The organism is Planomonospora parontospora (assembly GCA_014647935.1).
GTDB lineage: Bacteria > Actinomycetota > Actinomycetes > Streptosporangiales > Streptosporangiaceae > Planomonospora > Planomonospora parontospora.
On the sequence record BMQD01000013.1, the window covers coordinates 159,610 to 185,136 of the forward strand.

Consider the following 25,527-nt stretch of genomic DNA (forward strand, 5'->3'; position numbering starts at 1 on the left):
GCCCCGGACGTCCCGGCGGAAGACGGCCCCCGTGCCGCCTCCCGCCGGGACGGGTCCGTCAGCCCGCCGGGCGCTCCAGGTGGCGCTCGGCCCACCGGCCGATGTCGCGCCGCTCGATCGCGGCGGCCATCAGGTCGGGGAAGGCGTCGGGGGTGCAGGCGAAGGCGGGCACCCCCATCGCGGCCAGGGCGGCGGCGTTCTCCCGGTCGTAGAAGGGCGCGCCCTCGTCCGACAGCGCCAGCAGCACGATCACCTGCACCCCGGCCGCGGTCATCTGGGCGACCCGGCGGAGCATCTCCTGCCGGACCCCGCCCTCGTAGAGGTCGCTGATCAGGATGAAGATCGAGTCGGTGGGCCGGGTGATGAGACCCTGGCTGTAGGCGATGGCCCGGTTGATGTCGGTGCCGCCGCCGAGCTGGGTGCCGAACAGCAGCTCCACCGGGTCGTGCAGCTGGTCGGTGAGGTCGACGACCGCGGTGTCGAAGACCACCAGCGACGTCCTCAGCGACCGCATCGAGGCGAGCACCGCCCCGAAGACGCTGGAGTAGACGACCGAGGCGGCCATCGAACCGCTCTGGTCGATGCAGAGCACCACCTCGCGCTGGACCGCCCGCTGGCGCCTGCCGTACCCGACCAGCCGCGAGGGGATCACGGTGTTCTTCTCGGGCAGGTAGTTCTTCAGGTTGGCCCGGATCGTCCGGTCCCAGTCGATGTCGGCGACCCGCCGGGGCCGGTGGGTGCGGGCCGAGCGGTCCAGCGCGCCGGTCACCGCGGCCTTGGTCTTCTGCACCAGCCGCCGCTCCAGCTCGGAGACGACCTTGCGGACCAGCGCGCGGGCCGACTCCCTGGCCTTCTCGGGCATCACCCGGTTGAGCGACAGGAGCGTGCCGACCAGGTGGACGTCCGGCTCGACCGCCTCCAGCATCTCCGGCTCCAGCATCAACCGGGTGAGGTTCAGCCGCTCGACGGCGTCCTTCTGCATCACCTGGACCACGGTCGAGGGGAAGTAGGACCTGATGTCGCCCAGCCAGCGGGCGACCCTCGGCGCGGACGCGCCCAGCCCGGCGCTCCGCTCCCGCGAGCCCTCCCCGCCGCCGTTGTAGAGCGCGGCCAGGGCCCCGTCCATCCCCGCGTCGGTCCCGCTCAGCGCGCACCCGGTGCCGTCGGCGTCGCCGCCGAGCACCAGCCGCCAGCGGCGCAGCCGCTCCCCGTCGTCCATCAGGCCCTCCCCAGAATCGCCAGCACGGTCCGCACGGCCGCCGCCGCGCGCTCGTCGTCCACGTCGTCGTCGGCCTCGGCCGCGCCCTGGGCCGCCCCCCGGCCGAGGCCGCGGACCCGCTCCCCGATCGAGCGGCGCTCCGGCGCGGCGAAGGCGCCGAACGCCCGCCGGAGCAGGGGCAGCACGTCCACGAACGCCTCCGGGGCCAGCCCGGACAGCCACCCGTCGACCAGCCCGAGCAGCCGGGCGTCGTGGACCAGCAGCAGCCCGCCTCCCGAGGTGAACCCCTCGATCCAGGCCGCCGCCCGGGCGGGCGGGTGCCCGGCGGACATCGCACGGGACATGCGCCGCTCCGCCCGGTCGGTGTCCAGGTCGCCGGCGTCCAGCAGGATCCGGACGAGCCGCCCCTCGATCAGGCCGTGCAGGTCGGAGCGGCGGGACACCGCGCGGAGCGCGCCCAGCCAGCGCGCCTTCGGCCCGTCCTCCACCGCGGTCTCCCCGGGGTCGAGCAGGCCGACCGCGGTGTGCACCGCGTCGACGTGGCCGACCAGGTCGCGGGCGGCGTCGTCGTCCAGCCCGGCCGCCGCGGCGGCCAGCCCGACGCAGATCCGGGTCAGCAGCGCCTCGGCGATGGAGGACAGCCCCCCGGCGGGCGTGCCGCGCACGTCGCCGTAGCGCTGGGCCCTGACCATCGCGGGCAGCGCCGCCATCAGGTGCGTCACGTCCCCGTCCAGCGCCGCCCGCGCCGACAGCGCGTCCAGCACGCCCGGCAGCGCCTCCGGCAGGTCGGCCAGGAGGCAGCGCTCGACCAGCGCCGTCAGGTCGGCCAGGGAGGCGGCCGCGGACGCCAGGTCCCGGACGCGGGTGGCGGCGGCGGCCGGGACGGTGGTGCCCCAGGCGCCCGCCTCGATCAGGTCGATGTCGAACTCCGGGCGCCAGGCGAGGGTCCACGACTCCCGGAAGGTGCCCTTGCCCGTGCTCTCCCGCGGGCGGCCCCAGCCCACCCCGAGCAGGCGCAGGCGGTGCAGCAGCCTGCTGCGCTCCAGGTCGAGCGGCTTGCGCAGGTCGAGGTCGAGGTCGCGCTCCGACGCCTCGGGCTTGAGCCGCAGCCGCCGCTGCTCGGCGCGCAGGTGCCGCTGGAGCGGGACCATCGGGGTGGCGTCGGGGACGTGGCCGAGCCTCTCCCCCACGACCATGCGCCGCCCGATCAGCTCCACCGGCAGATCGTCGCCCTCGCACAGGACCGCCCTGGCCGCCTCGGTGACCTCCGCGAGCCCGGCCAGCGGCCGCCCGCGGAGCACCGCCAGCGAGCGCGCCAGCCGTACGGCCTCGATGACGTGCGCGGAGGAGACCGGCAGGTCCTCGGCGCGCAGCACCCCGGCGGCCTCGGTCAGCCACCGCTCCACCGGCCGGTCGGGCGCGGCGAACAGGTGGTGGTACCAGCCCGGGGAGGTCACGCCCGCGCCGTACCCGCTCCAGGCCGCCAGCCGGCCGTAGGTCCACGGCACCCAGGTCGTCTCCACCTTGGCCTTGGGCAGGCCGCGCAGCAGCGCGTCGTCCGCCTTCGCCGTCGGCAGCCCCGCGCCCCAGGCCCTGCCCCCGCCCGTGCCCGGCGCGCCCGTCAGCGCGGGCATGTGCCAGGCGCCGCAGACCACGGCGATCCGCTCGAACCCGTCCTTGACCGCCCCGCGGACCGTGCGGCGCATGAAGGCCTCGCGCCGCGCCTCGTGCGCGTCGGGGACGTGCCCCTCGCGGACCGCGGCCATCGCCTCGGCGATCACCTGGAACGGCGTGTCGCCGCGGTGCTCGACCGCGTCCTCCCACCACCGCTCGGGGTCGTCGTAACCGGCGGCGCGGGCGAGCGCCCCGATGGGATCGACCCGTACGGCCCACGCCCCCTCGTCCCCGGTGCCCGTGGGATCGGCACCGGCGTCGGCGTCCCCACCGGCTCCGGTCCCGTCCTCCCCCGCGGGGGCGTCCGGCGTGTCCGGGGAGGCCACGAGGGTGTGCGCGGCGGGCAGGTCGCAGAAGCGCACCGGCACGCCCGCCCCGGTCGCGTAGCGGATCGCCTGCCACTCGGGCGAGAAGACCGCGAACGGCCAGAACGCCGCCTTCGACGGCTCACCGGGCACGTGCGCCAGCAGCGCCACCGGCGGCCGCAGGTCGGGGTCCCGCGCCAGGTCCACGAGCCCGTCGGCCTCCGGCGGGCCCTCAATGAGCACGACGTCGGGCTTCAGCCGCTCCAGCTCCGCGCGCAGGGAGCGCGCCGAGCCGGGACCGTGGTGCCGCACGCCGAGGACGTGCACGTTCATCGCTCGCCTCCTGTCGTGATGCGGGCCGGGGGGGTGTGCGGCCCGCCGGTGGTCCCGGGGCCGCCCGGGGCCGCCGGCGGGAGGGGCCGCGGCTCAGCCCGCGTCACGGCACGCCCGGTAGAAGTCGCGCCAGTCCTGGCGCTCCCGGACGACGGTCTCGAGGTACTCGCGCCAGACGACGCGGTCGGAGACCGGGTCCTGGACCACCGCTCCGGCGATCCCGGCGGCCACGTCCGAGGGGCGGAGCACGCCGTCGCCGAAGTGGGCGGCCAGGGCGATGCCGTTGGTGATGACGGAGATCGCCTCGGCGGTGCTGAGGGTGCCGCTGGGCGACTTGACCTTGGTCCGGCCGTCCTCGGTGACGCCGGTCCGCAGCTCCCGGAAGACCGTGACGACGCGGCGGATCTCCTCCAGGCCGGTCAGCGTCTCGGGCAGCTCCAGGGAGCGGCCGAGCTGCTCCACCCGGCGGGAGACGATGTCCACCTCCTCCTCGGCGGTGGCCGGCACCGGCAGCACCACGGTGTTGAACCTGCGGCGCAGCGCGCTGGACAGGTCGTTGACGCCGCGGTCGCGGTCGTTGGCGGTGGCGATGACGTTGAACCCGCGCGCGGCCTGGACCTCCTCGTTCAGCTCCGGGATCGGCAGCGTCTTCTCCGACAGCACGGTGATCAGCGCGTCCTGCACGTCGGAGGGCATCCGGGTCAGCTCCTCGACGCGGGCGATCCGTCCCTCGGCCATCGCGCGCATCACCGGGCTCGGGGTGAGCGCGTCCCGGGACGGGCCCTCGGCCAGCAGCCGGGCGTAGTTCCAGCCGTAGCGGATCGCCTCCTCGGCGGTGCCCGCCGTGCCCTGGACGAGCAGCGTGGAGTCGCCGCTGACCGCGGCGGCCAAGTGCTCCGAGAGCCAGGTCTTGGCGGTCCCGGGCACGCCGAGCAGCAGCAGCGCCCGGTCGGTGGCCAGCGTCGCCACCGCCACCTCCACGATGCGGCGGGGTCCGATGTACTTCGGGGTGATCCGGTCGCCGTCTCCGAGGATGTAGGTGGTCACCGCCCACGGCGACAGCTTCCAGCCCGGCGGCCTGGCCCGGTCGTCGTCCTTGGCCAGCACCGCCAGCTCCTCGGCGTACTGGTCCTCGGCGTGGGCGCGCAGCACCGTCGTCATGGAATGAGCTCCTTCAGCATGTCGTCACGGAAACGCAGGAGGGCGGCGACCTCCTGGATGGGGGGTTCGAGCGAGAGGCGCTCGGCCAGGCCGTGCAGGGCGGGGTCGGCGCGCTCGCCGGCCAGCCTGGCCAGCTCGCCGACGTTCCACGGCTGGGTGCCGGACAGATCGATGATCTTCTGCAGCACGGCCCGGGTCAGTGCGGGCCCCCAGGGGGCGGCGGCGCCGCTGAGGACCATGATGAGCTGCCCGTCCAGGCCGTGGCCCCGGACGAACCCGGCGGCCACGGCCTCCTGCTCCTCGCGGGGCAGTACGGCCAGCAGGTCGGCGAGCGGGTCCCTGGCGAACAGCTCCCGCGCCCATTCGGAATCGAGCTGGAGCACGGTCGCCCTGACCCATCCGGAGGTGACCTCCCGCTCCCAGTCGGGGATCTTCGCGCGGACCAGCTCGCCCGGCGGGCGGCCGAGCAGAGCGGGCCACACCTGCAACGGGGTGCGGGCCACCAGCTGCTGCAGCCACCAGCTCCTGGCGCCGGTGCCGTGCGGCGGCCGGGACCGGATGCCGTCGCGCTCCATCGCGGCGTCGCACTCCTCCGGCGGATCGACCAGGATCCGGCGGCCCGCCGCGGTGAAGCAGCGGGCCGCCCGCTCGGCCATGCGCCGCGCCAGCCGGGAGTCCGGCAGCCGGGTGAGCAGGTCGGCGGCCTGGTGGCGGACCTCGCGGCGGCGGTCGTCGAGCGCCGCCTCCAGGAACGGCTCGTCCTCGGGACCGAGCCCGTCGGCGAAGATCGCCAGGAAGGCCGCCCGGTCGTCGGGGGTCTCCTTCTCCCAGGCCGCCGCGAGCAGTTCGCGGGCGGCGGCGGGGTCGGCGGCCCGCAACGCGGCCAGGTGGGCGCGGCGGTCACCGGGTGTGCCCAGCTCCCACTCCTCCGGCCTCGGCCGGGCCGCCCCGGCCTCCTGGTCCAGGAAGTCCCAGGCCGGGTTGAGCCGGGCCAGCCAGCGGCCCCGCCGCCCGGCGAGGACGGCGGCGTAGGGCCGGATCGAGCGGTCGCGGGCGGCGTGGTCCAGCAGGTCGGGCAGCAGGTGCGCCGGGACCCGGCGGCCGAGCCCGGCGGCGGTCCGCAGCCACTCGGTGAGCAGTCTGCCCTGCTCGCCGCCGAGGATCCGGGCCAGCCGGTCGCCCGCGGCGCGCGGGACGGCGGGCCGGTCCTCGGCCGGGGCGGGCTCCAGCGGCTCCCCGGGGCGGGGCCGCCGCCCGGCGCGGGCCCGCACGGTGTGCACCGCGGCCTGCGCCAGCAGCTCCGCCGCCGGGTCCGCCGCGCCGGGCAGCGGCCTGCGGTCGGTGCCGACGAGGGCGGTGGAGACCAGCTCCTCCCAGGAGGTCGCGACGCCGGTCGCGGGGGTGCTCGGCGGGGTGTTCGCGGGAGTGCTCACAGCACGACCAGCCCTTCCTCGTTCCAGGCGGCGAGCGGCAGCAGGCCGCGCGGGGTCCACTCAGCGGCGACGGTCAGCGGGTGCCCGCCCGAGACGGCGAGCAGCCGCCAGGGCACGCCCGCCGACGGGTGCAGCGGGAGCCCGCCGTCCGGGCCGCCGAGCAGCCACCCGCCGTCCCTTACCGGGGCCACCCGGTCGAGCACGAGCGGCCACGAGTCGAGCCAGGGGTCGCCCGCCAGGGCCGCCGCCACCTCCGCGAGGGCCTCCTCCAGGGAGGAGCCGGGCGGGGCGCCCGCGGAGACCCCGCCGTGGCGCTCCGCGACCAGGGCGCGGAGCGGCGCCGAGCCGGGGTAGAACGCCAGGCCGGCGTCCATCGTGGTGCCGGTGACCAGGGAGACGTCCAGCGCCTGCCCGGCGGGGGCGAAGGAGAGCACGAGCGCGGCCCTGCCGGTCGTCCTGCCGCGCAGCCACACCCGCCGCGTGGTCAGCCGGTCCTGCTCCTCGTCGCGCCGCCCGAGCACGTCCCACCGGTCGCGGACCGTCTCGCCGGCGAGCACCTCCTCCTTGGCGACGGAGAAGCCGATCCGCGTGCGCACGGTCTGCCGCAGCCCCGCGCCGAGCGCGTCCGGCGCCCCCTCGGGGACCGCACGCCGGTGGGCGGTGAGCAGGAGGTGGATCAGGGAGTATTCGCCGAGGAGGCGGGCAGGCCAGTCCTCGGCCGTCAGGACGGAGCCGAGGCGGGAGACGGTCCCCGCGACCCCGGGGGCCTGCGCGTCGACCAGGCGCTTGACCAGCCCGTCCCACTGGTCGTGCCGCCGTGCCCCGGCCAGTCCCTGCCTGACCTGGTCGGCCAGCCAGCGCTCCAGCTCCTCCAGGCCGGCCGCGACCCGCTGCTCGCGCTGCTCCGCCCGCTTCGGGTCGGGAGCCGGGTCGCTCCGCTCGGCGCGGGCGGGCCTGGCCGCGCGGGCGCGGCGCTGGTCGAGCCACTCGGCCGTCCAGTCGGCGGGCTCGGCGGCGTCCGGGACGCCGCCGGCCGACCAGAGCAGCAGCAGGCCGAGGGCGTGCTTGCACGGGAACTTCCTGCTCGGGCAGGTGCACTTGTAGGCGGGCTCGGTCAGGTCGACGCAGGCCCGGTAGGGTTTGGAGCCGCTGCCCTTGCACTCGCCCCACACCGCGTCGGCGGTGACTCCGACGCCCGACCACTTGCCGGGCGAGGAGACCCCCTGGGCCGCCTTCTGGGACGGGGCGTCGGGCGCGAGCGCGAGCACCTGGTCCCGGTTCCACCGTTCGATCACGTGCCGCACGCTATCGGGGCGCCCCGACAAAACCTCCGATCATGGTTCCGGACGCCCTCACCGCCGCGCTCCCCGTCGCGTGCCCGTCCCGGACGCCCTCACCTCCGCACTCCCCGTCGCGTGCCCGTCCCGGACGCTCTCACCGCCGCCTGCCCGTCCCGGGCGTGCCCGGCCCCGGTCCCGTCCGCCCTCCGGGACCGGGGCGGCGACGGCCTAGGATCGGTGCGGTGACGACGTCTTCCCGCCCTCCGCTCGCCGAGGCCCTGGACCTGCTGCCCCATCCCGAGGGCGGCTGGTTCCGGGAGACCTGGCGCACCTCCTGCGACCTCGCCCCGCCCGGGTACGGCGGGCCGCGCGCCACCGCCACCGGGATCTACTTCCTGCTGGAGCCCGGCGAGGAGTCGCGCCCGCACGTGGTCCGCTCCGACGAGGTGTGGCTCTGGCACCGGGGCGGACCGCTGACCCTGGTCCTGGGCGGTCACGAAGGCCAGCCGGTCCGCACGGTGACGCTCGGCCCGGGGGTGGAGGACGGCCAGGTCCCGCAGGCCCTGGTCCCCGGCGGCACCTGGCAGGCCGCCCGTCCCGCCGGGGACCAGGGCGTGCTGGTGAGCTGCGTCGTCTCCCCCGGCTTCGACTTCGCCGACTTCCGCATGGCGGACTGACGCGCCGGAGACGGCGCCGTTCCCATGCTCAGGCGACGAAGCCCCTGAACCGCGCGACCGCTTCGTCGCCGTGGTGGACGACGACCTCGGTGGGCCCGACCAGGCTCTGGTGCACCGCCGCGCGCACCGCCGAGCCGTCGGGCAGCTCGCCGCGGAGGGTGAAGTCCCCGGCCGCCCTGGCGCGGTCGGCCTCCCGGCCGTCGATCAGGAGCACCCAGGTGGCGTGGACCGGTCCGGTGTCGCCCGTCACCGAGACCGTGTGGCCGCCGATCTCGACGCTGTGGTCGTCTCTTGTCAGACTCATGACCCTTTCGCTGCCCGGGCGGCCCCGCCGTTAACTCCGCGGCTCCCGCCCCGTTCCGGTTTCCGCGCCCGGCCGGAGCGGAAGTGACGGGCCGCCGGAGTACGGGGAGAATGCGGGCACACGCCCTAAGAAGGAGGTCAACGGTGACCCTCGACATCTTCTCCGTCGTCGGCGGCAAGGAAGCCACCGGCGGCACGGCCTACGACTCGATCAACCCCTCCCGCGTGGACGAGGTCGTCGCGCGCGCCCACCTGGCCGACGCCGGCGCGTTCGCCGCCGCCTGCCGCACCGCCGCGGCCGCGCAGGCGGAGTGGGCGCGGGTGCCCGCGCCGGTGCGGGGACGGGTGATCGCCTCGGTCGGGCGGCTGGTGGAGGCCAACGCCGAGGCGCTGGCCCGGCTGGTCACCCGGGAGATCGGCAAGCCGTACGCCGAGGCGCTGGGCGAGGTCCGGGAGATCGTCGACACCTGCGATTTCTTCCTGGGCGAGGGGCGTCGGCTCTACGGGCAGACCGTCCCCTCGGAGATGCCGGACAAGAGCCTGTTCACCTTCCGGGTCCCCGTCGGGGTGGCGGCGGTGGTCACCGCGGGGAACTTCCCGGTCGCGGTGCCGTCGTGGTACCTGGTCCCGGCGCTGCTGTGCGGCAACGCCGTGGTGTGGAAGCCCGCCGAGTACGCCGCGGCCTCCGCGCACGCGCTCTACCGGCTGCTGGCCGCGGCGGGGCTCCCGGACGGCGTGCTGAACCTCGTCCTGGCCGACGGGGAGCAGACCTTCGCGGGGCTGGAGACCGCCCTGGAGGAGGGCACGGTGCACAAGGTCGGGTTCACCGGTTCCAGCGGGGTCGGCAGGAGGATCGGCGAGCTGTGCGGGCGTCATCTGCAGTCGCCGTGCCTGGAGCTGGGCGGCAAGAACCCGATGGTCGTCATGCCGGACGCCGACCTGGACCTGGCGGTGGAGGGCGCGCTGTTCGCCGGGTTCGGCACGGCAGGGCAGCGCTGCACGTCGCTCGGGACGGTGATCGTGCACGAGAGCGTGCACGGCGAGTTCCTCGCCCGCTACACGGCGGCCGTGGCCGGGGCGGAGATCGGCGACCCGGCCGGGGAGGTGCTCTGCGGGCCGCTGCTGGACCACAGGTTCGCCGAGCGCTATGAGGAGTACCTCGGCTGGATCGAGCCGCACCACACGGTCGTCTCCGGCCCGGTCGGCCGGATCACGCCGGAGAACCCCCGGGGCGGCTTCACCGGCTCCGGCGGCCTCTACTACCACCCGGTGGTCGTGGACGGCGTGCGCGCCGACGACCGGCTCTTCCTGGAGGAGACGTTCGGCCCGATCGTGGGGGTGACCTCCTTCGGCACGCTGGAGGAGGCGATCGCGCTGGCCAACCGGCCCGGGTACGGGCTCTCGTCGTCGATCTACACCACCGACCCGAAGGCGGCCTTCCGGTTCCGCGCGGGCGTCGGCGCGGGCATGGTCAGCGTCAACAACTCCACCTCGGGAGCCGAGGCGCACCTGCCCTTCGGCGGGAACGGCAAGTCCGGCAACGGCAGCCGCCAGTCGGGCGTGTGGGTGCTCGACCAGTTCACCCGCTGGCAGGCGATGAACTGGGACTACTCCGGCCGCCTGCAGAAGGCCCAGATGGACGTCGCCGAGATCGTCCCCGACCCGGGCTTCCGCCTCTGACGGGGCCGGCCGGGAGCGTTCCCGCGGTCGGGGCGGACACCGGCGAGGCCGGTGCCGGAGCGCGGGTGCGGCCGGAGCGCGGACGCGCCGGCCGCACCTCCGCCGTCAGGGAACGGGCGTCTCCATGTCGGCCTTGATCTGGGACGGGCTGAGGGCGGCATTGTAGGTCTTGACTTCGTCGACCCTGCCGACGAAGGGGCTCAATCCGTCACCACCGATCTTCAGCTGGCCCGTCTCCTCGGTCAGGTGGGGACTCCACCGGACCATCCGCGCCACTTCTCCGTTGACGTAGAGGACGGCGGTCTCGCCTTCGAGGACGGCCGCCACATGGCTCCAGACTCCGGTGGGCAGGCTGGGCCCGCTCGGGACGGTGACCGTGCTGTTCATCCGGTCGGAGGCGTGGACATGGGGGCCGTACGGCGCGGAGGACTTGGCGGTGAACAGTTCGAGGGTCTCTTGCAGGCTCCCCCGCCGGAGGATCGTCTCGCTCGTCTTGGAACGCGTGGGGTTGACCCAGGCGGACATGGTAATGCCGGTGGTCATTCCCAGCGATTTCGACGACGGCACAAGGACCGCGCCCCCGGCGGAGAACTCCACGGACGTGCCGAATCTGCCGTCGGCCCATCCGGCGCCGTAGGCCGTGCCGGTGTTGCCCCGGCCCGAGCCGTCTCGCACGGTGGTGCCGCCGCCTTCGTTCATCCCGTAGGCCGCGGCCAGGGTCTGCGACAGATCGGGGGCCGGGCCGACCGCCGCGCGCTGCTCCTCCGAAGGCGTGCCGCGCTGGCCGGCCGAGTCCACCCCGATGACCCGGTAGTAGTACGTACCGGGTTCCTGCACGGTGTCCATGTACTCATAGGGCGGGCTGTCGACCAGGGCGAGGAGAGTCGCCGCCGACGGGGCGAAGCCGGAGGCCGTCGATCGGTGGATCTCCCAGGTGTGGACGGGGTGGTCGTCGGAAACACCACCCCACCACACGGTCGCCCAGCCGCCGTGGCCGTACGCCCTGACCCCCCACGGCGCACCGGGCGGGCTGTCGGGTTCCATCGCCTTGGCGGACGCCGGCTCGGACAGCGGGCCGAGCCGGTGTGAGGTGTCCATCGCGCGCACGCGGTAGTGATAGGTGTCACGGTATTTGGGGACGTCCGTATAGGACGTGGTGGTCACCGTGCCCAGCAGAGTCGAACCCGTGGGCGTGAAGTCCGCCCGTGCGGAACGGTGGACCTCGTAGCCGGCGATCCCGTCGTCGTCGGTGCTCGCCTGCCAGGAGAGCACGGTCTTGCCGTACCCGGGGACGGCGGTCAGGGCCTCCGGCGCGGTCGGCGGGCCGTTCAGGGACCCTCCGGCCACCGGTGCGGCCATGTCGGCGTTGATCTGGGCCTCGCTGAGGGCCGTGTCGTAGATCCGCACCTCGTCGATGAGGCCTGTCCCCCAGATGCCGAGCGGGGTGGCGCCGACGCCGATGGCGCCCTGGGCGGGCTGGGAGGCCACCAGGGCCCCGTTGACGTAGACGCGCAGGGCCTGGCCGTCGTAGGTGGCGGCGAGATGGCTCCAGGTCCGCGCGGGCAGGGGCCGGAAGGTGACCCGGCCCGCGGGGGAGGTGCCGACGGTCGCCGTGGTGGCGGAGAAGCCGTAGGAGCCCTTGGAGACGGTCAGTCCCCCGCTCACCGGGTCCGTGTCGGGATTCACCCAGGCCTCCACCGTCATCGCCGAGGTCAGGCGCAGAGACGGGACATCCGGCACCGTCACCCTGCTCCTCCGGTCCAAGGCGATGGCCCTGCCGTACTTCCCGCCCGCCCACGTGATCGGGAGGCCGGACGCGGACGTACCGGTGTGGCCCTGGCCCGACGCGTCGCCGATGACGGTTCCGGCTCCTTCCTCCATGCCGTAGGCGGCCACCGGGACGGGATCGGCCGCGGCGAGGGCCGCCTGGGGGGCGGATAACAGCGTCGTGCCGAGCAGGAGCCCCGCGCATGCGGCGAGGATCTTTCCGTGCTTGCCCAATGTCGCTCCCCGTGAAAGGAATCCCCCGACTCTTCTGTTGTGGACATCATGCGTCCTTGATCGCAGGCTTGCGCGGATCGAGGCCGCATCGCTCTGCGGGCCGGACCCGGAGCCACGGGAAGCCGCGGGCTCGTCCCGGCCGTGATCCGTCGCCGCCGTCCGCCACCGCCTCTCCAGGGGAGGTCTTCCCCCGGGGAGAGGACGGGCCGGGAAAAGACCGGGCCGACGGCAGGACCCGGCTGACGTTCCGCCAGGTCTTTACCGTTTTGCGGGGTTCTCCCCATCATGATCGCGGCATGCCCTCAGAGAGCGATCCCGAAGGGGTCGCTCCGACCGCGGGGGCCGCGTGCTGCGGCGCGGTCCCCGCGGATCCACCGGCATACGCGGGACCCACCCGGAGGCCTCCCCTCCCCGGGCCGGACCCGAGGCGAGCGCTCCCGGACCGACGCCGGACCGGCCCCGGAGGCGGTCAGTAGAGCGGGACGGGCGGCTTGCGCGGGACGGGGGAGTACAGCGTCTCCACCGGCGGACGACCGGAGCCCGCGTCCACCCGCGCGGCGGCCGGCCGCAGGCGTCCCCCCTGCGGGAAGGCGCTCACCTTGGAGGCTCCGCAACCGGGGCAGTCCACCCCCGACCACGGGGGCTGGACCGGCTCCCCCGCCTGGGTCCAGATCACGGCCTCGTGGCCGCGCTCGTCCGCCGTGTGGCGGACGGCGTACTCCTCCTGCCAGACGCGCCCGCAGCACTGGCACTCCAGCGACCACACCTCATGCGTGGTGAACTCGTCGCGCACGTGAACCACCCCCGTTGGTGACGGTGACGACCCATTCGAGTCTTGCCCTCTTTTCCCCATAAGAGCAAGTAGACAGCGATATCGATTCTCTCTTTCTCATTTATTGAGACGATGTCTCTCATCTTCTGAGACAAGTGCTACGGTCGATCCACTCGACCGAAGGAGTGGTCATGGCCACGAAGGACGCCGTCTACACCCACGGGCACCACGAGTCGGTGCTGCGCTCCCACCGCTGGCGCACCGCGGAGAACTCCGCGGCGTACCTGCTCCCCCACCTGTCACCGGGGATGTCGCTGCTGGACGTCGGCTGCGGTCCCGGCACCATCACCGCGGACCTGGCCGAGCGGGTCGCGCCGGGCGCCGTCACCGCCGCCGAGGTCACCGCCGAGGCGCTCGGCCTGGCCCGCGCCGAGGCGGAGCGGCGGGGTACGGCCGGCATCGAGTTCGCCGTGGCCGACGTGCACGCGCTGGACTTCCCCGACGACTCCTTCGACGTCGTCCACGCCCACCAGGTGCTGCAGCACGTGGGCGACCCGGTCCGGGCGCTGAAGGAGATGCGGCGGGTCTGCCGGCCGGGCGGGATCGTCGCGGTCCGCGACAGCGACTACGCCGCCTTCACCTGGTTCCCCGAGCTGCCCGAGCTGGACGAGTGGCTGGACCTCTACCAGCAGGTCGCCCGGGCCAACGGGGGCGAGCCGGACGCGGGGCGCAGACTGCTGTCGTGGGCCCGCGCCGCCGGCTTCACCGACATCACCGCCACCTCCTCCACCTGGTGCTTCGCGACGCCGGAGGACCGGGAGTGGTGGGGCGGCATGTGGGCCGAGCGGATCCTGCAGTCCGACATGGCCCGCCAGGCCCTCGACTCGGGCGCTGCGACCGAGGAGCGGCTGCACCGCGTCTCCGCGGGCTGGCGGACCTGGGCCGCAGCGCCGGACGGCTGGCTGTCGCTGCTCCACGGGGAGCTGGTCTGCCGGGCCTGACCCTCCGTCAGGCCCGGCGGAGCGCCGGGGTGCGCGGCCGCGGGGCGGCCGCGCACCGGGGCGGAGGTCAGGATCCCTGGGTGATCCTCACGTTGTCGACGCCGGCCTCCACCAGGGAGGCTCCCGAGGCGTCGGCCGCCTCGACGAGGATCCGCACGGTCTGCCCGGCGAAGGCGGAGATGTCCGCCGTCGCCGTCGCCCACGCGCCGTCGCGGTCGGTGGCCGCGCCGAGCTGCTGGAACACCTGGGTCGTCCCGGACGGGCCGACGACCTTCACTCTCAGGTAGTCGGCGCTGGAGGAGTTGGAGCCGTGCGCCAGGTACCACGACAGCGACAGGTTCAGCGTCCCGCCGCTCGGCAGGGCGATCTCCGGTGAGCGGATGCTCGTGACGCCGCCGTCGATGTCGTAGGCGCCGGCCGAGGAGCCCGCCAGGCGGCCGGTGACCAGGTCGTTGACGCCGCTGACCGTGGTGCCGAGCTGCTTGGTCCCGCTGGAGGAGGTGGCCGCCGGGTCACCGCGCTCCCACTGGCCGGAGGTGGCGGTGTCGGTGCCGGACGGGTTCGCCGTCCAGCCGGTCGCCGTCTCGAAGTCGTCGGAGTAGACCGCCGTCGGCGGCGGTCCGGAGGAGCAGTACTGCGCCTCCTTGCCGGTGATCCGGTAGACGCAGTCGGAGTACTCCAGGAAGCGCAGGACCGCCTCCCTGTTCCGGGTCGTCTGCGGGCCGATCTGCTCGTCGGGCGGGTAGAAGCCCGGCGACGCGCTCGTCGGGTACATCTCGAAGGTGTAGCTGAAGATCTTGTGGACGCCCCACATCCAGTCGTCGATCGAGCCGTCGGTGATGTAGAGGTCGCTCGCCTGCTGGGGGGTGTAGCCGTTGGTGGAGGCCATGTTCCGGCCCAGCGCCTCGAAGGCGTCGTGGTCGTCCTGGGTGAGCCCGGGCGCGGTGTCGTTGTAGGTGTAGCCGTACGGCCACAGGATCAGCTCGCCGTAGGTGTGCCAGTCGATGTGCGACCTGATCTGCTGCACGCCGCCGACGACCCGGCTGTTCACCCAGTCGGCGACCGCCCTGACCTCGGGGGCGGAGGCGGCCGAGGGTCCGCGGTAGGTGTCGCTGGACGCCGAGCCGGAGGAGCCGCCGCAGCAGCCCCACTGGAAGGCCCAGTTGCGGTTCAGGTCGGTGCCGACGTAGGACGAGCCGGAGTTGGGCTGCCGGTTCTTCCGCCAGGAACGGTAGGAGCCGGTCGCGATGTCGTACTCGCCGCCGTCGGGGTTGAGGTCCGGCATGATCCAGATCTCGCGGCCGTTCACCAGGTTCGTGATGCGGCTGTCGCCGCCGTAGCCGTCGGTGAGCATGTTCATGATGTGCAGCGCCATCTCGACGGTCAGGTGCTCCCGGGCGTGCTGGTGGTGGGTGAACAGCACCTCGGGCTCGGCCTCGTCGGTGGCGACGTTGTCGCTGATCTTCACGGCGATCAGGTCGCGGCCCTCGTACGAGGTGCCGTAGCTGATCTTCCTGGCGATGGTCGGGTGGTCAGCGACGATCTTGTTCACCGCCGCGGTCATCTCGGCGTAGTTGTGGTACGCCGAGTCGGCCGGCGGGAAGTCGGCCAGCGACTTCGGCGGCGGCGCGGGCACCTCGAGCTTCGTGACGGTGTAGCCGAGCCTCTCGATCTCGGCGACCTCGGCCTCGGTCGCGGTGACCACGACCGAGGCGGGGTCGACCTGGTCGATCGCGGCACCGGTGGCCGCGACCGCGCTGCGCTGCCGGGAGTCGCTCGGACCCTCGACCTTGTACCGGCTGTTGGGCGGCGGCTCGGCGGAGGCTCCCACCCCGGTCGCGCCGAGGCACAGCAGCGCCAGGGCGGCGATCCCGACGGTCAGACGGCGTCTCACCCGTATCCTCCTCAGACGCGTTGTCGGGGGGTTGTCACGCGTCTGAACCGAGGGTCAGGCAAGTCGGCCGGTTAGCAAAGACCCAAACACCACATCATGCGGGAGTTATGGCCGCCGGGTCCCGGCGGCCGGGGATCCCGGGCGCACGGACCCCCGGAGCCCGGAAGGCGCCGCAGCCCGGAAGGCGCCGGGGCTCAGAAGGCGACCTCGAACCAGAGGGTCCTGAGCCCCGGCGGGTCGCTCTCCCGGATCCCCCAGCGGGCGGCCAGCAGGTCGACCAGGAACATGCCGCGCCCGCTCTCCGCCTCGGGCTCGTTGCGCACGTGCGGCGCCGAGTGCCCCGAGCCGGCGTCGCTCACCTCCACCAGCACGGCGTCCGGGCCCACCGCCACCGTCATCGCCACCCGTCCTCCGCCGCCCGAGCCGGAGTGGACCACCGAGTTGGTGACGACCTCGCTGACGAGCAGCGTCACGTCGTCACAGGCCGGATGGGACTCGCCCAGCAGCTCCCTGACGCGGCGCCGGGCCAGGGCCACGGACTCCGGCACGCCATGGAGGGTGACCGTGGATCGGGGTGGAACGGTCTGCTGCCCGGTCGTCATGATCGCCTCATTCCCCGGTGGATGCATTCCCATGCGGACGCCGCTCTGGGATGGCACACTCACTCACGGTGAACCTTTCTATCAAGGACTGCAACAGCTCATATTGAAATTCCACAGTTTCTACCGCCGGCAGATCGGAGGTTCGGGTGTGGCGTCCCGGAGAAGTCCCACCGCCCGGCATCGCCGCCTGATGGCCGAGCTGAACCGTCTGCGAGAGAACAGCGGCCTGTCACGGGTGGAGGTGGCCGAACGGATCGGCTCCACCGACACCACCATCTGGAGGTACGAGACGGGCCTTACCCGTCCCAAGCCGACGGACGTGGCGGCCCTCACCACCGTGTACGGCGTGACCGGACAGGAGCGCGACTCCCTGATCCAGATGGCCAGGGAGGCCCGGCAGCGGGGGTGGTGGCACCGCCACCGCCAGGCCCTCAAGCCCGGTTTCGACTCCTACATCGGGCTGGAGGCGGAGGCCTCGGTCGTGCGGTCCTACGAACCGCTCGTCGTCCCCGGCCTGATGCAGACCGAGCCGTACGCCCGTGCCGTCATCGAGGCGACCTCCATCACCCACACCCCCTCCGAAGTGGATGAGAAGGTCTCCGTGCGCATCTCGCGCCAGCGGTTGCTGCACGGCTCGAGTGACCCGATCCAGCTCGTCGCGGTGCTCGACGAGGCGGTCCTCCGGCGCCGGGTAGGCGGCCGCGAGGTGATGCGCGAGCAGCTGGAGCGGCTGGTCGACCTCGGCAGGCTGCCCAACGTGGAGATCCGGGTGATCCCGTTCTCCGCGGGGGCGCACGCCGCGGTCGACGGCAAGTTCTGCCTGCTCAGCTTCCCCGAGCCCGAAGATCCCGACCTGGTCTACCTGGAGCAGGCCGCGAGCGGGCTCGTTCCGGAGGATCCGGAGGAGGTGCGCCGGTACACCCTGATGTTCGGAAGCCTGACAGCGATGGCCTTCGGCACCGAGGCGTCGGCGGCCTTCATCGCCCAGGTGGCGAAAGAGTTGTGAAGAACCGATACGAAGAGGAGAAATGCGGGTGTCCACTGTGGATCCGTCCCGCGTCATGTGGCGCAAGAGCAGTCTCAGCACCGGAGGCGACTGCGTGGAAGTGGCCGTCGTGCCCGGTGACCCGGCCCTGGCCGCGCACAAGGCCGAGGCCGATGAGCTCTACCTCGTACGCGACTCCAAGGACCCGAACGGTCCGGCGCTGGCGTTCACCCAGAGTGAGTGGGACGCCTTCGTCGGAGGCGTGAAGGCCGGCGAGTTCGACTGACATATCCCCCGGGGGAACCGGACACCGGTTCCCCCGGGGCCTTTCTCAGCCCGGCCTGCGGTCACCGCCGTCGTAGCCCAGCACGCGCATCGCGGTCTCCGGATCGAGCGCGGCGGCCAGGAGCTGGGCCCGCTCCACCGCCCGGTCGCGCTCCGCCTCCGCCCTGGCCCGGGAGGCCTGGACGGCCCGGACCGCCAGGAAGGCGATCCCCGTCAGCACGCAGGCGATCACCGCCGCGGCGAACGCCGCCATGGAGGCGCCCCGCCCCGCCTCACCGGCCAGGCCCGCCGCCGTGCTGATCCTCCCGCCGCTGAGGGCGTCCGCGCCGAGCAGCGTGAACGCGGCCAGCGCGACCAGGCTGGCGGCGACCACCGCGAACCGCCGCAGACCCCGCCGCCGCTTCGGGCCCTTGCGGACCCCTCCGGTCCCGTGTTCCTCCGGCCGCTCCCCCATCTCGTACCGCGGCCCTCCCGCCCCGTACCGCGGCTTCCCGTCTCGCCGCGGCTCCGCTCCGCCGGGCCGCACCGGACCGGACTCCGGCGGTGCCGGCGGCATCGACTGTGCCGATGAGGGCTCCGGGCGGTCCTCCGCCCACGGCACGAACTCGGGTCCCGCCGGAGCGGTCCCGGCGACGGCCGGGGAGCCGTGGCCGTTGCCCGTCACGATCGCGCCCTGGACCAGCGCGGCGGGTTCGAGCCGGGGCACGACCGCCGGGACGGGCAGCTCGCGTGCCACGCGGCTGTGCTCGCGGTGCGCCCGGGCCGCCTCCAGGTGGTACTCCTCGATCTCGGTGTAGAAGTCGTCCGAGGCGTAGACCGAGCCGTCGACCAGCGGCCCCCGGCGCTGCTCCAGGACCGCCACCACGTCGTCGCCGTTCAGCGTCTTGTCCGTCTCCAGCGCGTGGGCGAGGCAGAGGACCTCCCGCCGGTGCTCCCGCAGCAGCTCCTCGGTCCGCTCCAGCAGCCGCACCAGGTTGTACTCGATGCGCTCACCGAGGACGTCCGGGGCCTTGATGCCCTTCCCGCCGCCCGCCGGCCGGGCGCCGCCGGCCCCGCCGGGCTTCGGCAGGGACTTGCCGCCCATGATCTCCAGCTCCTGCAGGGCGGGCACCGACGTGACCCCGCGGCCCATACCCCAGTGCGCCTCCATCAGCGCGGTGAGGTAGGTGGCCGAGTACAGGTCCCCCGAGACGCCGGAGGAGTTGTCCTCGGCGAAGAACATCCGCTCCCCGGCCAGCGAGGCGAGCGAGACCATGATGTCGGCCTCGTGCTCGGACTTCCACCGGGTGAACTGGTCCTCGGGCTTGATGCTCGCGACCATGCCGAGGTAGTCGGCGCCCTTCTCGATCGTGGCGATGTCGATCTCGAGGTGGTAGCGGGTCCGGTAGGCGGCCACCGCGTGGCACGCCTCGTGCACGGCCACCGCGTGCCGCTCGCGCTCGATGTACTCCACGTCCTCGGGCGGGCCGAGCTGCTTGAGCCGCTTGGCCCGGGTCACGTCGGACCAGGTGATGACCTCCCGGCCGTCCCGGATCGCGGTGATCAGCGACTCGTTGACCAGGTCCTTGATCGTGGCGCCGGTGGCGTAGGGCGTGATGGTGGCCAGCTTGTCCAGCTGCTCGTCGGTCAGCTCGTGCCTGACCTTGTCGAAGTAGCCCCGGTAGGTGCGGACCCGGCCCGCCTTGGAGGGGTAGCCGACCTTGTAGATGCGGTCGATCCGGCCCGGGCGCAGCAGCGCCTCGTCCAGCGAGTTGGGCATGTTGGTGGCCATCATGACGAGGATCCGGTACTTCGGCGGCGGCTTGGGCCGCATGCCGAGCAGCCGCCGGACGTGCCGGTTGACGATGCCGCGCGGCTTCTTCAGGCCGGACAGCTCGGTCAGCAGCGCCTGCAGGGTGCCGGGGTCGCCGCCGCCGCCCATGTTCCCGCCCATGAAGAAGCGGTTGCGGCCGGTCTCCGGCTCCGCCGTACCGGCGCGGGAGCCCGCCCGGTGGAGCAGCCACCGGGTGTCCTCCGACAGGTAGCCGAACCCGTGGCAGCCGCCGGAGTGCGGGGAGAAGCCCGGGCCGCCCCGCGGTCCCTGCTGGGCCAGGGAGCCGCGCCGGCCGAGGGAGTCGGCCTCGTCGAAGAAGACGATCACGCCGCCGTAGCGCAGGGAGAGCTTGCGGAGCTTGCGGAAGAGCGACTTCACCTTCAGGATGCCGATGCCCATGAACATGTTGACGAAGGCGCCGGGGTCGACGAACACGTACGGCTTGCCGGTCTCCCCCGCCACCGCCTCGGCCATCAGGGTCTTGCCGGTGCCCGGCGGCCCCCACAGCAGCAGGCCGCTGGGCACGTAGCCGCCGCGCTCCTCGATCTCGTCCGGCCGCTCCAGGAAGACGATGTTCTCCTTGACCCGCTCGACCACGTGGTCCTGGCCCCAGACGTCGGAGAAGCGGGTCGTGATGTCGTCGGGGAAGTAGGTCTCCACCCCGCCCCGCGACAGCAGCCAGAACAGGCCGATGAACTGGAAGGCGATGAAGAAGAACGCGAAGGCCAGCTGCGCGACGTACGGCAGCGCCTGCCAGAGCAGCGCGGGGGCCTGGAAGAGCGCGATGGCCGGCGAGGTGTCCAGCACCTCGCCGAGGACGAGCGCCAGCACCGCGATCCAGAACAGCCACTTGATCGCACGGGCCGTCCGGAAGCGGTTCCAGTCGGAGAAGCGGCGGTGGCTCCAGCGCTCGAAGCCGCCGAACACCCCCCGGGTCCAGAACCGGTGGTATCCGGCGGAGCGCTCGCTGACCAGGAAGTGCAGCTGCCGCAGCAGCTCGGCGCCGAGCAGCCAGAAGATCCACGGGGCCTCGTACGCGACGTTGAGCATCCCCTCCTGGAACGTCATGTTGCCCTCGTTGGCCGCCATCTGGTTCCAGACCAGGACGAGGTAGACGACCGTCAGGACGAGGACGAACTTGATCCGGTCCCACAGCGGCATGCGCTTGCGGGTCTCGGCGCGCGGATCGGTCGGGCCGGTGCCGGGCGGGCGCAGGCCCTCGGGGTGCGGGGACGGGGGCGGCTTCATCTCCATAGGCGGGCTGCTCCTCACCCGATGGCTCGCTTGACCTTGAAGGACTGGGTGATCCTGTCGAGTTCCGCGGCGCGCTCGCGGTAGCAGGCCGCCGAGCAGCGGACCAGCATCGTGGAGAGCCGCTGGCCGTCCTCGCTCAGGTAGGAGGTGAGGTCGAAGGTCTGCACCCCCGCGCCCTGGACGGCGTAGTTGAACCGCACGTGCACCCCGCGCACCCCGTCGCCGGGGTGGAGCACCTCGTCGGCCAGGAGCTCGAAGCCGGTCAGCGGGTAGCCGGGGATCTGCTCCGCCCGGGCGCGCACCTCCTCGGAGACGGGCAGGATCACGTCGCGCATGCCGTTCAGGGATAGCCCGTCCAGCTCGGAGGGCAGGAGTTTGGCGACCCGGGCGAAGACGAAGGGCTCGTCGGAGGTGCCCAGGCCGTACAGGTGCTGGACGGCGGGCTGGGCGTGGGCGTCGTAGGCGATCGACCAGACGAGCTGCTTGCGGACCTGTGCGGTGGCCGACTCGGGGTCGCTCCGCTCCAGGACGGCGTCCAGGGCCTTCTGGTCGATCTGCCGCCAGACGGCCGGGACCTTGAAGTAGGTCCGGCCGTCGCCGTCGTGGACGTAGGTGAACTCGGGACTTGCGCATCCTGCGGCCAGGGCGGCGACTAGCGCCACCGGTGTCGCGGCGAGCCGCGCCCTTGAACTTCGCACCAGGGCTGTACCTCCGCTTTGCGGGTCGGCAAGAGATTCGTGCCCGTTTTTTGAGTATCCCTCCCATTCTCCGGGCGGCAATCTTGGAAATCTTGACCAAATCTTGGCGGTGGATCGGCTCTATTTGTTACGGAGTGTCGGCGGAGTGGTTATAACGGACGTATCCCCGGCGCACGGCCACGTCGTCGCGGGCGGCTCGCAGGGCACCGGCCCCGGAGGACCGCCGGGGGACGAGCGCTTCACGAGCGCTTCACGAAGGCTCCGCCGGGGGCGGCGCCCGGACGCGGCCCCCGGTTGTGCGATCTCGGACTGTGCCGGACGGCGCGGGTCCACGCTCCCGGAGAGCGGCGGTTCCGGCGTCCTCGGTGATTTCTCAGCGGGATGTTCATATATGTCGTGACTATTGGCGGGAAGGAGCTACCGCTCACCGCGGAACCGGCCAAGGATGGAGGGATCGCGGCGCCGCCCGTCGCGTCCGTCCCGACCGGCCGACCGGAGCACCCATGGACGAGTACCTTGACGACACCGCTCCCGACCGCCGGGCTCGTGGATTGGAGATCATGAAGCAGGTTCACGGTGACGACGACCCCGCGGGCGTCCCCGGCGACTTCTTCGGCATGACCGTCGAGCACCTGTTCGCCGAGGTCTGGTCCCGCGACGGACTGAGCCTCCGCGACCGGCGGCTGCTCCTGCTCGGCCTGCTCGTCGGGCAGGGAATGGACGGCGACGTCGAGCTCCAGCTCGACGCGGCGCTGCGCACCGGGGAGCTGACCCCGGACGAGCTCCGCGAGATCGTCATCTTCCTGACCCACTACGCCGGCTGGCCCCGGGGGGCCCGGCTCAACGTGCAGGTCGAGGAGTTGCTCAGCCGGTTCATGAAGGACTGACCGGCGGGGCGCCGGGACTCACTGCCCGTGCTCGAGGAGCCGCCGCAGCAGCCCTCCGGCCTCCCGCCGGCCGGTCCGGACCCGGGTCGCGATCTCCTGCCCGACCGCGCCGGCCACCGACCACGGCAGCTCCACCAGGCGCGCCGGGCGGAGCGCGGACCCCAGCGCCGAGACGATCACCGCGGCCCCCACCGCCCCGGCCCGGCCCGCCGTGTGCAGGAACAGCGGCGTGCCCACCTCGTCGGCGAACCGCTCCTCACCGATCTTCGCCTGCGCGAAGGCCGCGAGGAGGAACTCCATCGGCGGCGGCTCCGGCCGCCCCTCCCACGCCTCCAGGAAGCGCCGCGCACCGGGGCCCTGCCGGGCGCCCGCGGCGGAGTCCTCCCGTACCGCCTCGGCCAGGCCGTCCAGCTCCTCGGCCAGGATCTCCGCGTGCAGCCGGCGCGCGACCGCCAGGACCGTGGCCGTCAGCTCCGGGCCCGGCGCGGGGCCGCCCGGCCCCACCGGGAGCGGGCCGCCCGGCTCCACCGGCCCGGAACCGTCCGACTCCACCGGGGCCGGGCCGCCTGCTTCCCTCCCGGCGCCCAGGAAGGCGAGCTCCCGCTCGATCCGCTCGCGGTCGCCGTCGAAGCGCGCCGCCAGCTCGCCGGCGAACCTCCCGCCGACCGCGACGGCGCGCAGCCCCCGGTACGCCTCCTGCGGGGACAGCCCGAGCTGCAGCAGGCGCGCCGGGTCGAGTACGGCCTGCACCATCCGGGTCGCCCCGTCCAGACGACCCCAGATCCAGTCGTTCACCCGCCAGGACTTCTTGTAGAAGGCGCCGAACTGGCCGAGCTTGGCCCCGGCGAGTTTCCCCGGCCCCTCACCGCCGCCGAAGGGGTTCGGCGTCCGGGCGCTGATCTGCTGGAGGACGACCTCCTGCTCCACTTCCGGCGGCTCACCGGCGACGGCGAGCCGGCAGACGCCGACGGCGAGCATCCGGCGGAGCGCCGCAGCGGGCGACGCCGTCCCCTCCCCGGGGGCCAGCTCGGCCAGCAGGTCCCGCAGGCGCCCGGCCTCGCAGGCGGCGGCCGGGACCGTGGCCCGCGACGTCCCCGGCTGACGAGCCGGGCCCTCGGCCTGCGGCGGCACCGCCCCGCGAGCCGGGTCCGCGGCCCCCGGCGGGCCCTCCCCGCCGACCCGGTCCTCGGCCTGCGGCGGCACCGCCCCGCCGGCCGGGTCCGCGGCCCCCGGCGGGCCCTCCCCGCCGGCCTCGCCCGCGGCGCGCCAGAGGTCGTCGCGGGCCCCGGTCAGCACGGCGGCGATCCGCAGCGCGATCCCGCCCCGCCGCGCGGCCGCCTCCGCCGCCGCCGACGGCCTGCCGTCGGACGTCGTCCGGGCCGTCGCCCCGGCCAGCCAGCCGTACAGCACGCGCCGGCGGTGGCGCGGATCGGGCGGCGGCGAAGGGAGCGACCGGACGCGCCCCGCCCAGGCCCCCTCCTCCTCCCGGCGCGCCTCCGCCAGGTCCGCGAGCGCGTCGTGGAGTTCGCGCCTGCGCTCCCGCAACCTGCGGCGGAGCTCCCGGTCGGGCAGCGGCGCCAGCCAGATGGCGCGCTTGAGGACGTCGACGGCGATCTCGCCCACCTGCTCGATCGCCTCGAAGCCCCAGTCCCAGTCCGCGGTGGCCGGATCGTCTCCGGGCAGCCCGGCGGGCACCTGGCGGACCACGTCGTGCGCCCCGGCGCACGCGGCCAGTGCGGCCTCGAAGTCGTCCCTGCGCCAGCCCGCCGCCCGCTCCCCCGCGCGGACGGCGGCGGCGTGGATCCGGGCGGCCTCGCGGCGCGTCTGCGCCCGCGCGTACTCGGGCATGAGCCTGGCGGCGAGCGCGCAGTCCAGTACCCCCAGCAGGGCCGGCCGCTCCGCCCGGCGCCCGCGCACGCGTGCGTTGCTCTCCTCGATCCGCCTGAGCTCCTCGGCCACCGACTGCTCGAAGGGCAGCCGGAACAGGGCCTCCAGGACGTCCCCGAGCTCCGGCGGGGAGTCGTGGCGGGCGGGCTCCTCCGGGCCGGCCGGCGCGGGCGCGGGGTTGACGTACATCAGCAACCGCCGCACCTGGCGCTCCGCCGGCTGCCGGTAGATCGCCGCCAGCGCCGGCTCCACGGGCCGGTTCAGCAGGACGCCGCCGTCCAGGACGTAGCGGCTCGGGGCGAAGGAGGCGACCGCGGGCCGGGCTCCGGCCGCGCCCAGGTCGGGGTGGAGCCCGTCCGGTCCGCGGTCGCCGACCGGTGCGAACCCCGGCTCGAAGGCGACGGGGAACGAGGAGGTGCACCGGGCGGCGAGCGCCAGCCGGTGCACGACGTCGTGGGAGAAGTGGAACGGGTCCTCCTCCGGCCGCGTGCCCGCGTCCCGGGCGAAGCGGAACATCCCCGCCGAGTCGATCTCGGTGACGGGACTGCCGAAGTCGTCGTGGAACGGCACGTGCTCGCCGTTCATCAGGGTGCCCGTGATCATGAGGTCGATCGGCCGGTCGCGCGGCGGGACGTACCGGTCCGGCCGCCGGTGGGCGGGGACCAGCCGGTCGAAGGCCCCGGCGAGCTCCGGCAGGAGGTGGCCGTCACCGCGCAGCAGGGAGGGCCGGTGCGGGGACGCGGGGCTGCGGAGCAGCCGCACCAGCGACCCCGTGTCGGCCCACACCCGGCCCAGCGGCCGCAGATCGGCCCGGTACACCTGGGCGTACGCCAGCGCGGCGCCGTTGATCCCCCCGGCCGACGTGCCCGTGATCACGTCCACCCGGGCCGTCGCGCCCACCAGCTCCAGCAGGCCCCGGTATACCTCCCCGCCGGCCTCGCACTCCTCACGGGCCGTACGGGCGCCGCGGGCCTTCCGGGTCCCGCGGGCGCCCGGTGAGCTCAGGGCCAGCCGGTTGATCTCGTTCGCCACCCCGCCCATCCACACCGCGAGACTGACGCCGCCGTTCATCACGACGGCGATCCGGATGTCCTCACGGTCGTCGTCCGGGACGACGGCGGAGGGTGTGTTCCGTGCTCCCATCGCGCTCCCCGGATCGGTCCTGCCCTGCCTCGCGACCGGTTCCATGACAGCGCCCGGCGGGGGCGCCGCCCCTGAGACCCGGCCGGTCCGCCCGGAAAGCCGACCGGATCGGAACCCGGATTTCACCTCCCCTTTGCCCGGCTCCCCTTTGCCCGGGTCCCGGCGGGACGGGGCCCGGCTCCGGCGCCACGCCTCCACCGCGTCCTCCGCCCCTCCTTCCACCGGTTCGCGGAGAGGCCG

19 protein-coding genes are annotated in these 25,527 nt (G+C 73.9%); 6 read left to right on the forward strand and 13 right to left on the reverse strand.

The window, feature by feature from the left end; all coding sequences use genetic code 11:
* Nucleotides 1–58 precede the first annotated feature (58 nt).
* From IEZ07_RS21110 to IEZ07_RS21130, 5 genes are all read right to left on the reverse strand, one after another.
* Nucleotides 59–1,219, reverse strand: coding sequence for a VWA domain-containing protein (locus tag IEZ07_RS21110; RefSeq protein WP_191896319.1), 1,161 nt, complete (start codon nucleotides 1,217–1,219; stop codon nucleotides 59–61).
* Nucleotides 1,219–3,531 (reverse strand): DUF5682 family protein, encoded by a 2,313-nt coding sequence (locus tag IEZ07_RS21115; RefSeq protein ID WP_191896320.1) that lies wholly within the window; start codon nucleotides 3,529–3,531, stop codon nucleotides 1,219–1,221. The genes IEZ07_RS21110 and IEZ07_RS21115 overlap by 1 nt, the downstream gene beginning before the upstream one ends.
* A 93-nt stretch (nucleotides 3,532–3,624) precedes the next feature.
* Nucleotides 3,625–4,692 (reverse strand): ATP-binding protein, encoded by a 1,068-nt coding sequence (locus tag IEZ07_RS21120; RefSeq protein ID WP_068895698.1) that lies wholly within the window; start codon nucleotides 4,690–4,692, stop codon nucleotides 3,625–3,627.
* Complete coding sequence (locus IEZ07_RS21125) at nucleotides 4,689–6,125, reverse strand: DUF5691 domain-containing protein (RefSeq protein ID WP_239320307.1); 1,437 nt, start codon at nucleotides 6,123–6,125, stop codon at nucleotides 4,689–4,691. The genes IEZ07_RS21120 and IEZ07_RS21125 overlap by 4 nt, the downstream gene beginning before the upstream one ends.
* Nucleotides 6,122–7,420, reverse strand: a complete 1,299-nt coding sequence (locus IEZ07_RS21130) for an SWIM zinc finger family protein (protein WP_191896321.1) — start codon at nucleotides 7,418–7,420, stop codon at nucleotides 6,122–6,124. Before IEZ07_RS21130 ends, IEZ07_RS21125 begins: the two co-directional genes overlap by 4 nt.
* Nucleotides 7,421–7,647: 227 nt before the next feature.
* Between IEZ07_RS21130 and IEZ07_RS21135 the strand changes: the two genes are divergently transcribed.
* On the forward strand, nucleotides 7,648–8,082 hold the full coding sequence (locus IEZ07_RS21135; RefSeq protein WP_068895700.1) for a cupin domain-containing protein: 435 nt from the start codon (nucleotides 7,648–7,650) through the stop codon (nucleotides 8,080–8,082).
* A gap of 28 nt (nucleotides 8,083–8,110) precedes the next feature.
* On the opposite strand, the gene IEZ07_RS21140 is transcribed toward IEZ07_RS21135, so the two are convergent.
* On the reverse strand, nucleotides 8,111–8,386 hold the full coding sequence (locus IEZ07_RS21140) for a hypothetical protein (RefSeq protein ID WP_191896322.1): 276 nt from the start codon (nucleotides 8,384–8,386) through the stop codon (nucleotides 8,111–8,113).
* Between the two features lie 143 nt (nucleotides 8,387–8,529).
* Here IEZ07_RS21140 and IEZ07_RS21145 point away from each other — a divergent pair, with 143 nt between their 5' ends.
* Entirely contained in the window at nucleotides 8,530–10,065 is a 1,536-nt protein-coding gene (locus tag IEZ07_RS21145) for an aldehyde dehydrogenase family protein (protein WP_204054491.1), read from the forward strand.
* 105 nt (nucleotides 10,066–10,170) lie between these two features.
* Here the strand turns inward: IEZ07_RS21145 and IEZ07_RS21150 are convergent, their stop codons facing one another.
* Together IEZ07_RS21150 and IEZ07_RS21155 are read right to left on the reverse strand one after the other, a co-directional pair.
* Nucleotides 10,171–12,066, reverse strand: a complete 1,896-nt coding sequence (locus IEZ07_RS21150) for a LamG domain-containing protein (protein WP_191896324.1) — start codon at nucleotides 12,064–12,066, stop codon at nucleotides 10,171–10,173.
* 469 nt (nucleotides 12,067–12,535) lie between these two features.
* Entirely contained in the window at nucleotides 12,536–12,859 is a 324-nt protein-coding gene (locus IEZ07_RS21155) for a hypothetical protein (protein ID WP_191896325.1), read from the reverse strand.
* Nucleotides 12,860–13,029: 170 nt separating this feature from the next.
* Here IEZ07_RS21155 and IEZ07_RS21160 point away from each other — a divergent pair, with 170 nt between their 5' ends.
* Nucleotides 13,030–13,839, forward strand: coding sequence for a class I SAM-dependent methyltransferase (locus IEZ07_RS21160; protein WP_191896326.1), 810 nt, complete (start codon nucleotides 13,030–13,032; stop codon nucleotides 13,837–13,839).
* A 67-nt stretch (nucleotides 13,840–13,906) separates the two neighbouring features.
* Here IEZ07_RS21160 and IEZ07_RS21165 read toward each other — a convergent pair whose 3' ends face one another.
* Both IEZ07_RS21165 and IEZ07_RS21170 read right to left on the reverse strand, forming a co-directional pair.
* A complete protein-coding gene (locus IEZ07_RS21165; protein WP_191896327.1) occupies nucleotides 13,907–15,733 on the reverse strand; it encodes a M14 family metallopeptidase in 1,827 nt (608 codons plus the stop codon).
* Between the two features lie 194 nt (nucleotides 15,734–15,927).
* Nucleotides 15,928–16,335: an ATP-binding protein gene (locus tag IEZ07_RS21170; RefSeq protein WP_191896328.1), complete on the reverse strand. Its 408-nt coding sequence runs from the start codon at nucleotides 16,333–16,335 to the stop codon at nucleotides 15,928–15,930.
* 190 nt (nucleotides 16,336–16,525) lie between these two features.
* On the opposite strand from IEZ07_RS21170, the gene IEZ07_RS21175 reads away from it, so the two are divergent.
* Nucleotides 16,526–17,341 carry a helix-turn-helix domain-containing protein gene (locus IEZ07_RS21175; RefSeq protein WP_239320305.1) on the forward strand — a complete coding sequence of 272 codons (816 nt, stop codon included), beginning with the start codon at nucleotides 16,526–16,528 and terminating at the stop codon, nucleotides 17,339–17,341.
* 28 nt (nucleotides 17,342–17,369) lie between these two features.
* A complete protein-coding gene (locus tag IEZ07_RS21180) occupies nucleotides 17,370–17,606 on the forward strand; it encodes a DUF397 domain-containing protein (protein ID WP_373868869.1) in 237 nt (78 codons plus the stop codon).
* A 45-nt stretch (nucleotides 17,607–17,651) separates the two neighbouring features.
* Here the strand turns inward: IEZ07_RS21180 and IEZ07_RS21185 are convergent, their stop codons facing one another.
* Together IEZ07_RS21185 and IEZ07_RS21190 are read right to left on the reverse strand one after the other, a co-directional pair.
* Nucleotides 17,652–20,672, reverse strand: a complete 3,021-nt coding sequence (locus IEZ07_RS21185) for an AAA family ATPase (RefSeq protein ID WP_239320303.1) — start codon at nucleotides 20,670–20,672, stop codon at nucleotides 17,652–17,654.
* Between the two features lie 14 nt (nucleotides 20,673–20,686).
* Complete coding sequence (locus IEZ07_RS21190) at nucleotides 20,687–21,370, reverse strand: hypothetical protein (protein WP_191896330.1); 684 nt, start codon at nucleotides 21,368–21,370, stop codon at nucleotides 20,687–20,689.
* Between the two features lie 503 nt (nucleotides 21,371–21,873).
* Here IEZ07_RS21190 and IEZ07_RS21195 point away from each other — a divergent pair.
* On the forward strand, nucleotides 21,874–22,257 hold the full coding sequence (locus IEZ07_RS21195) for a carboxymuconolactone decarboxylase family protein (RefSeq protein ID WP_191896331.1): 384 nt from the start codon (nucleotides 21,874–21,876) through the stop codon (nucleotides 22,255–22,257).
* 18 nt (nucleotides 22,258–22,275) lie between these two features.
* Here the strand turns inward: IEZ07_RS21195 and IEZ07_RS21200 are convergent, their stop codons facing one another.
* The gene (locus IEZ07_RS21200; RefSeq protein WP_191896332.1) at nucleotides 22,276–25,287 is read right to left on the reverse strand and encodes a patatin-like protein; all 3,012 of its coding nucleotides are present in this window, start codon (nucleotides 25,285–25,287) and stop codon (nucleotides 22,276–22,278) included.
* Nucleotides 25,288–25,527 lie beyond the last annotated feature (240 nt).

What these genes read in the sequence shown, in the direction of transcription:
- IEZ07_RS21170 (WP_191896328.1), bottom strand. Translation starts at nt 16,335, where the DNA reads ATGACGACCGGGCAGCAGACCGTTCCACCCCGATCCACGGTCACCCTC.
- IEZ07_RS21110 (WP_191896319.1), bottom strand. Translation starts at nt 1,219, where the DNA reads ATGGACGACGGGGAGCGGCTGCGCCGCTGGCGGCTGGTGCTCGGCGGC.
- IEZ07_RS21160 (WP_191896326.1), top strand. Translation starts at nt 13,030, where the DNA reads ATGGCCACGAAGGACGCCGTCTACACCCACGGGCACCACGAGTCGGTG.
- IEZ07_RS21200 (WP_191896332.1), bottom strand. Translation starts at nt 25,287, where the DNA reads ATGGGAGCACGGAACACACCCTCCGCCGTCGTCCCGGACGACGACCGT.
- IEZ07_RS21175 (WP_239320305.1), top strand. Translation starts at nt 16,526, where the DNA reads ATGGCCGAGCTGAACCGTCTGCGAGAGAACAGCGGCCTGTCACGGGTG.
- IEZ07_RS21120 (WP_068895698.1), bottom strand. Translation starts at nt 4,692, where the DNA reads ATGACGACGGTGCTGCGCGCCCACGCCGAGGACCAGTACGCCGAGGAG.
- IEZ07_RS21140 (WP_191896322.1), bottom strand. Translation starts at nt 8,386, where the DNA reads ATGAGTCTGACAAGAGACGACCACAGCGTCGAGATCGGCGGCCACACG.
- IEZ07_RS21115 (WP_191896320.1), bottom strand. Translation starts at nt 3,531, where the DNA reads ATGAACGTGCACGTCCTCGGCGTGCGGCACCACGGTCCCGGCTCGGCG.
- IEZ07_RS21195 (WP_191896331.1), top strand. Translation starts at nt 21,874, where the DNA reads ATGGACGAGTACCTTGACGACACCGCTCCCGACCGCCGGGCTCGTGGA.
- IEZ07_RS21185 (WP_239320303.1), bottom strand. Translation starts at nt 20,672, where the DNA reads ATGGAGATGAAGCCGCCCCCGTCCCCGCACCCCGAGGGCCTGCGCCCG.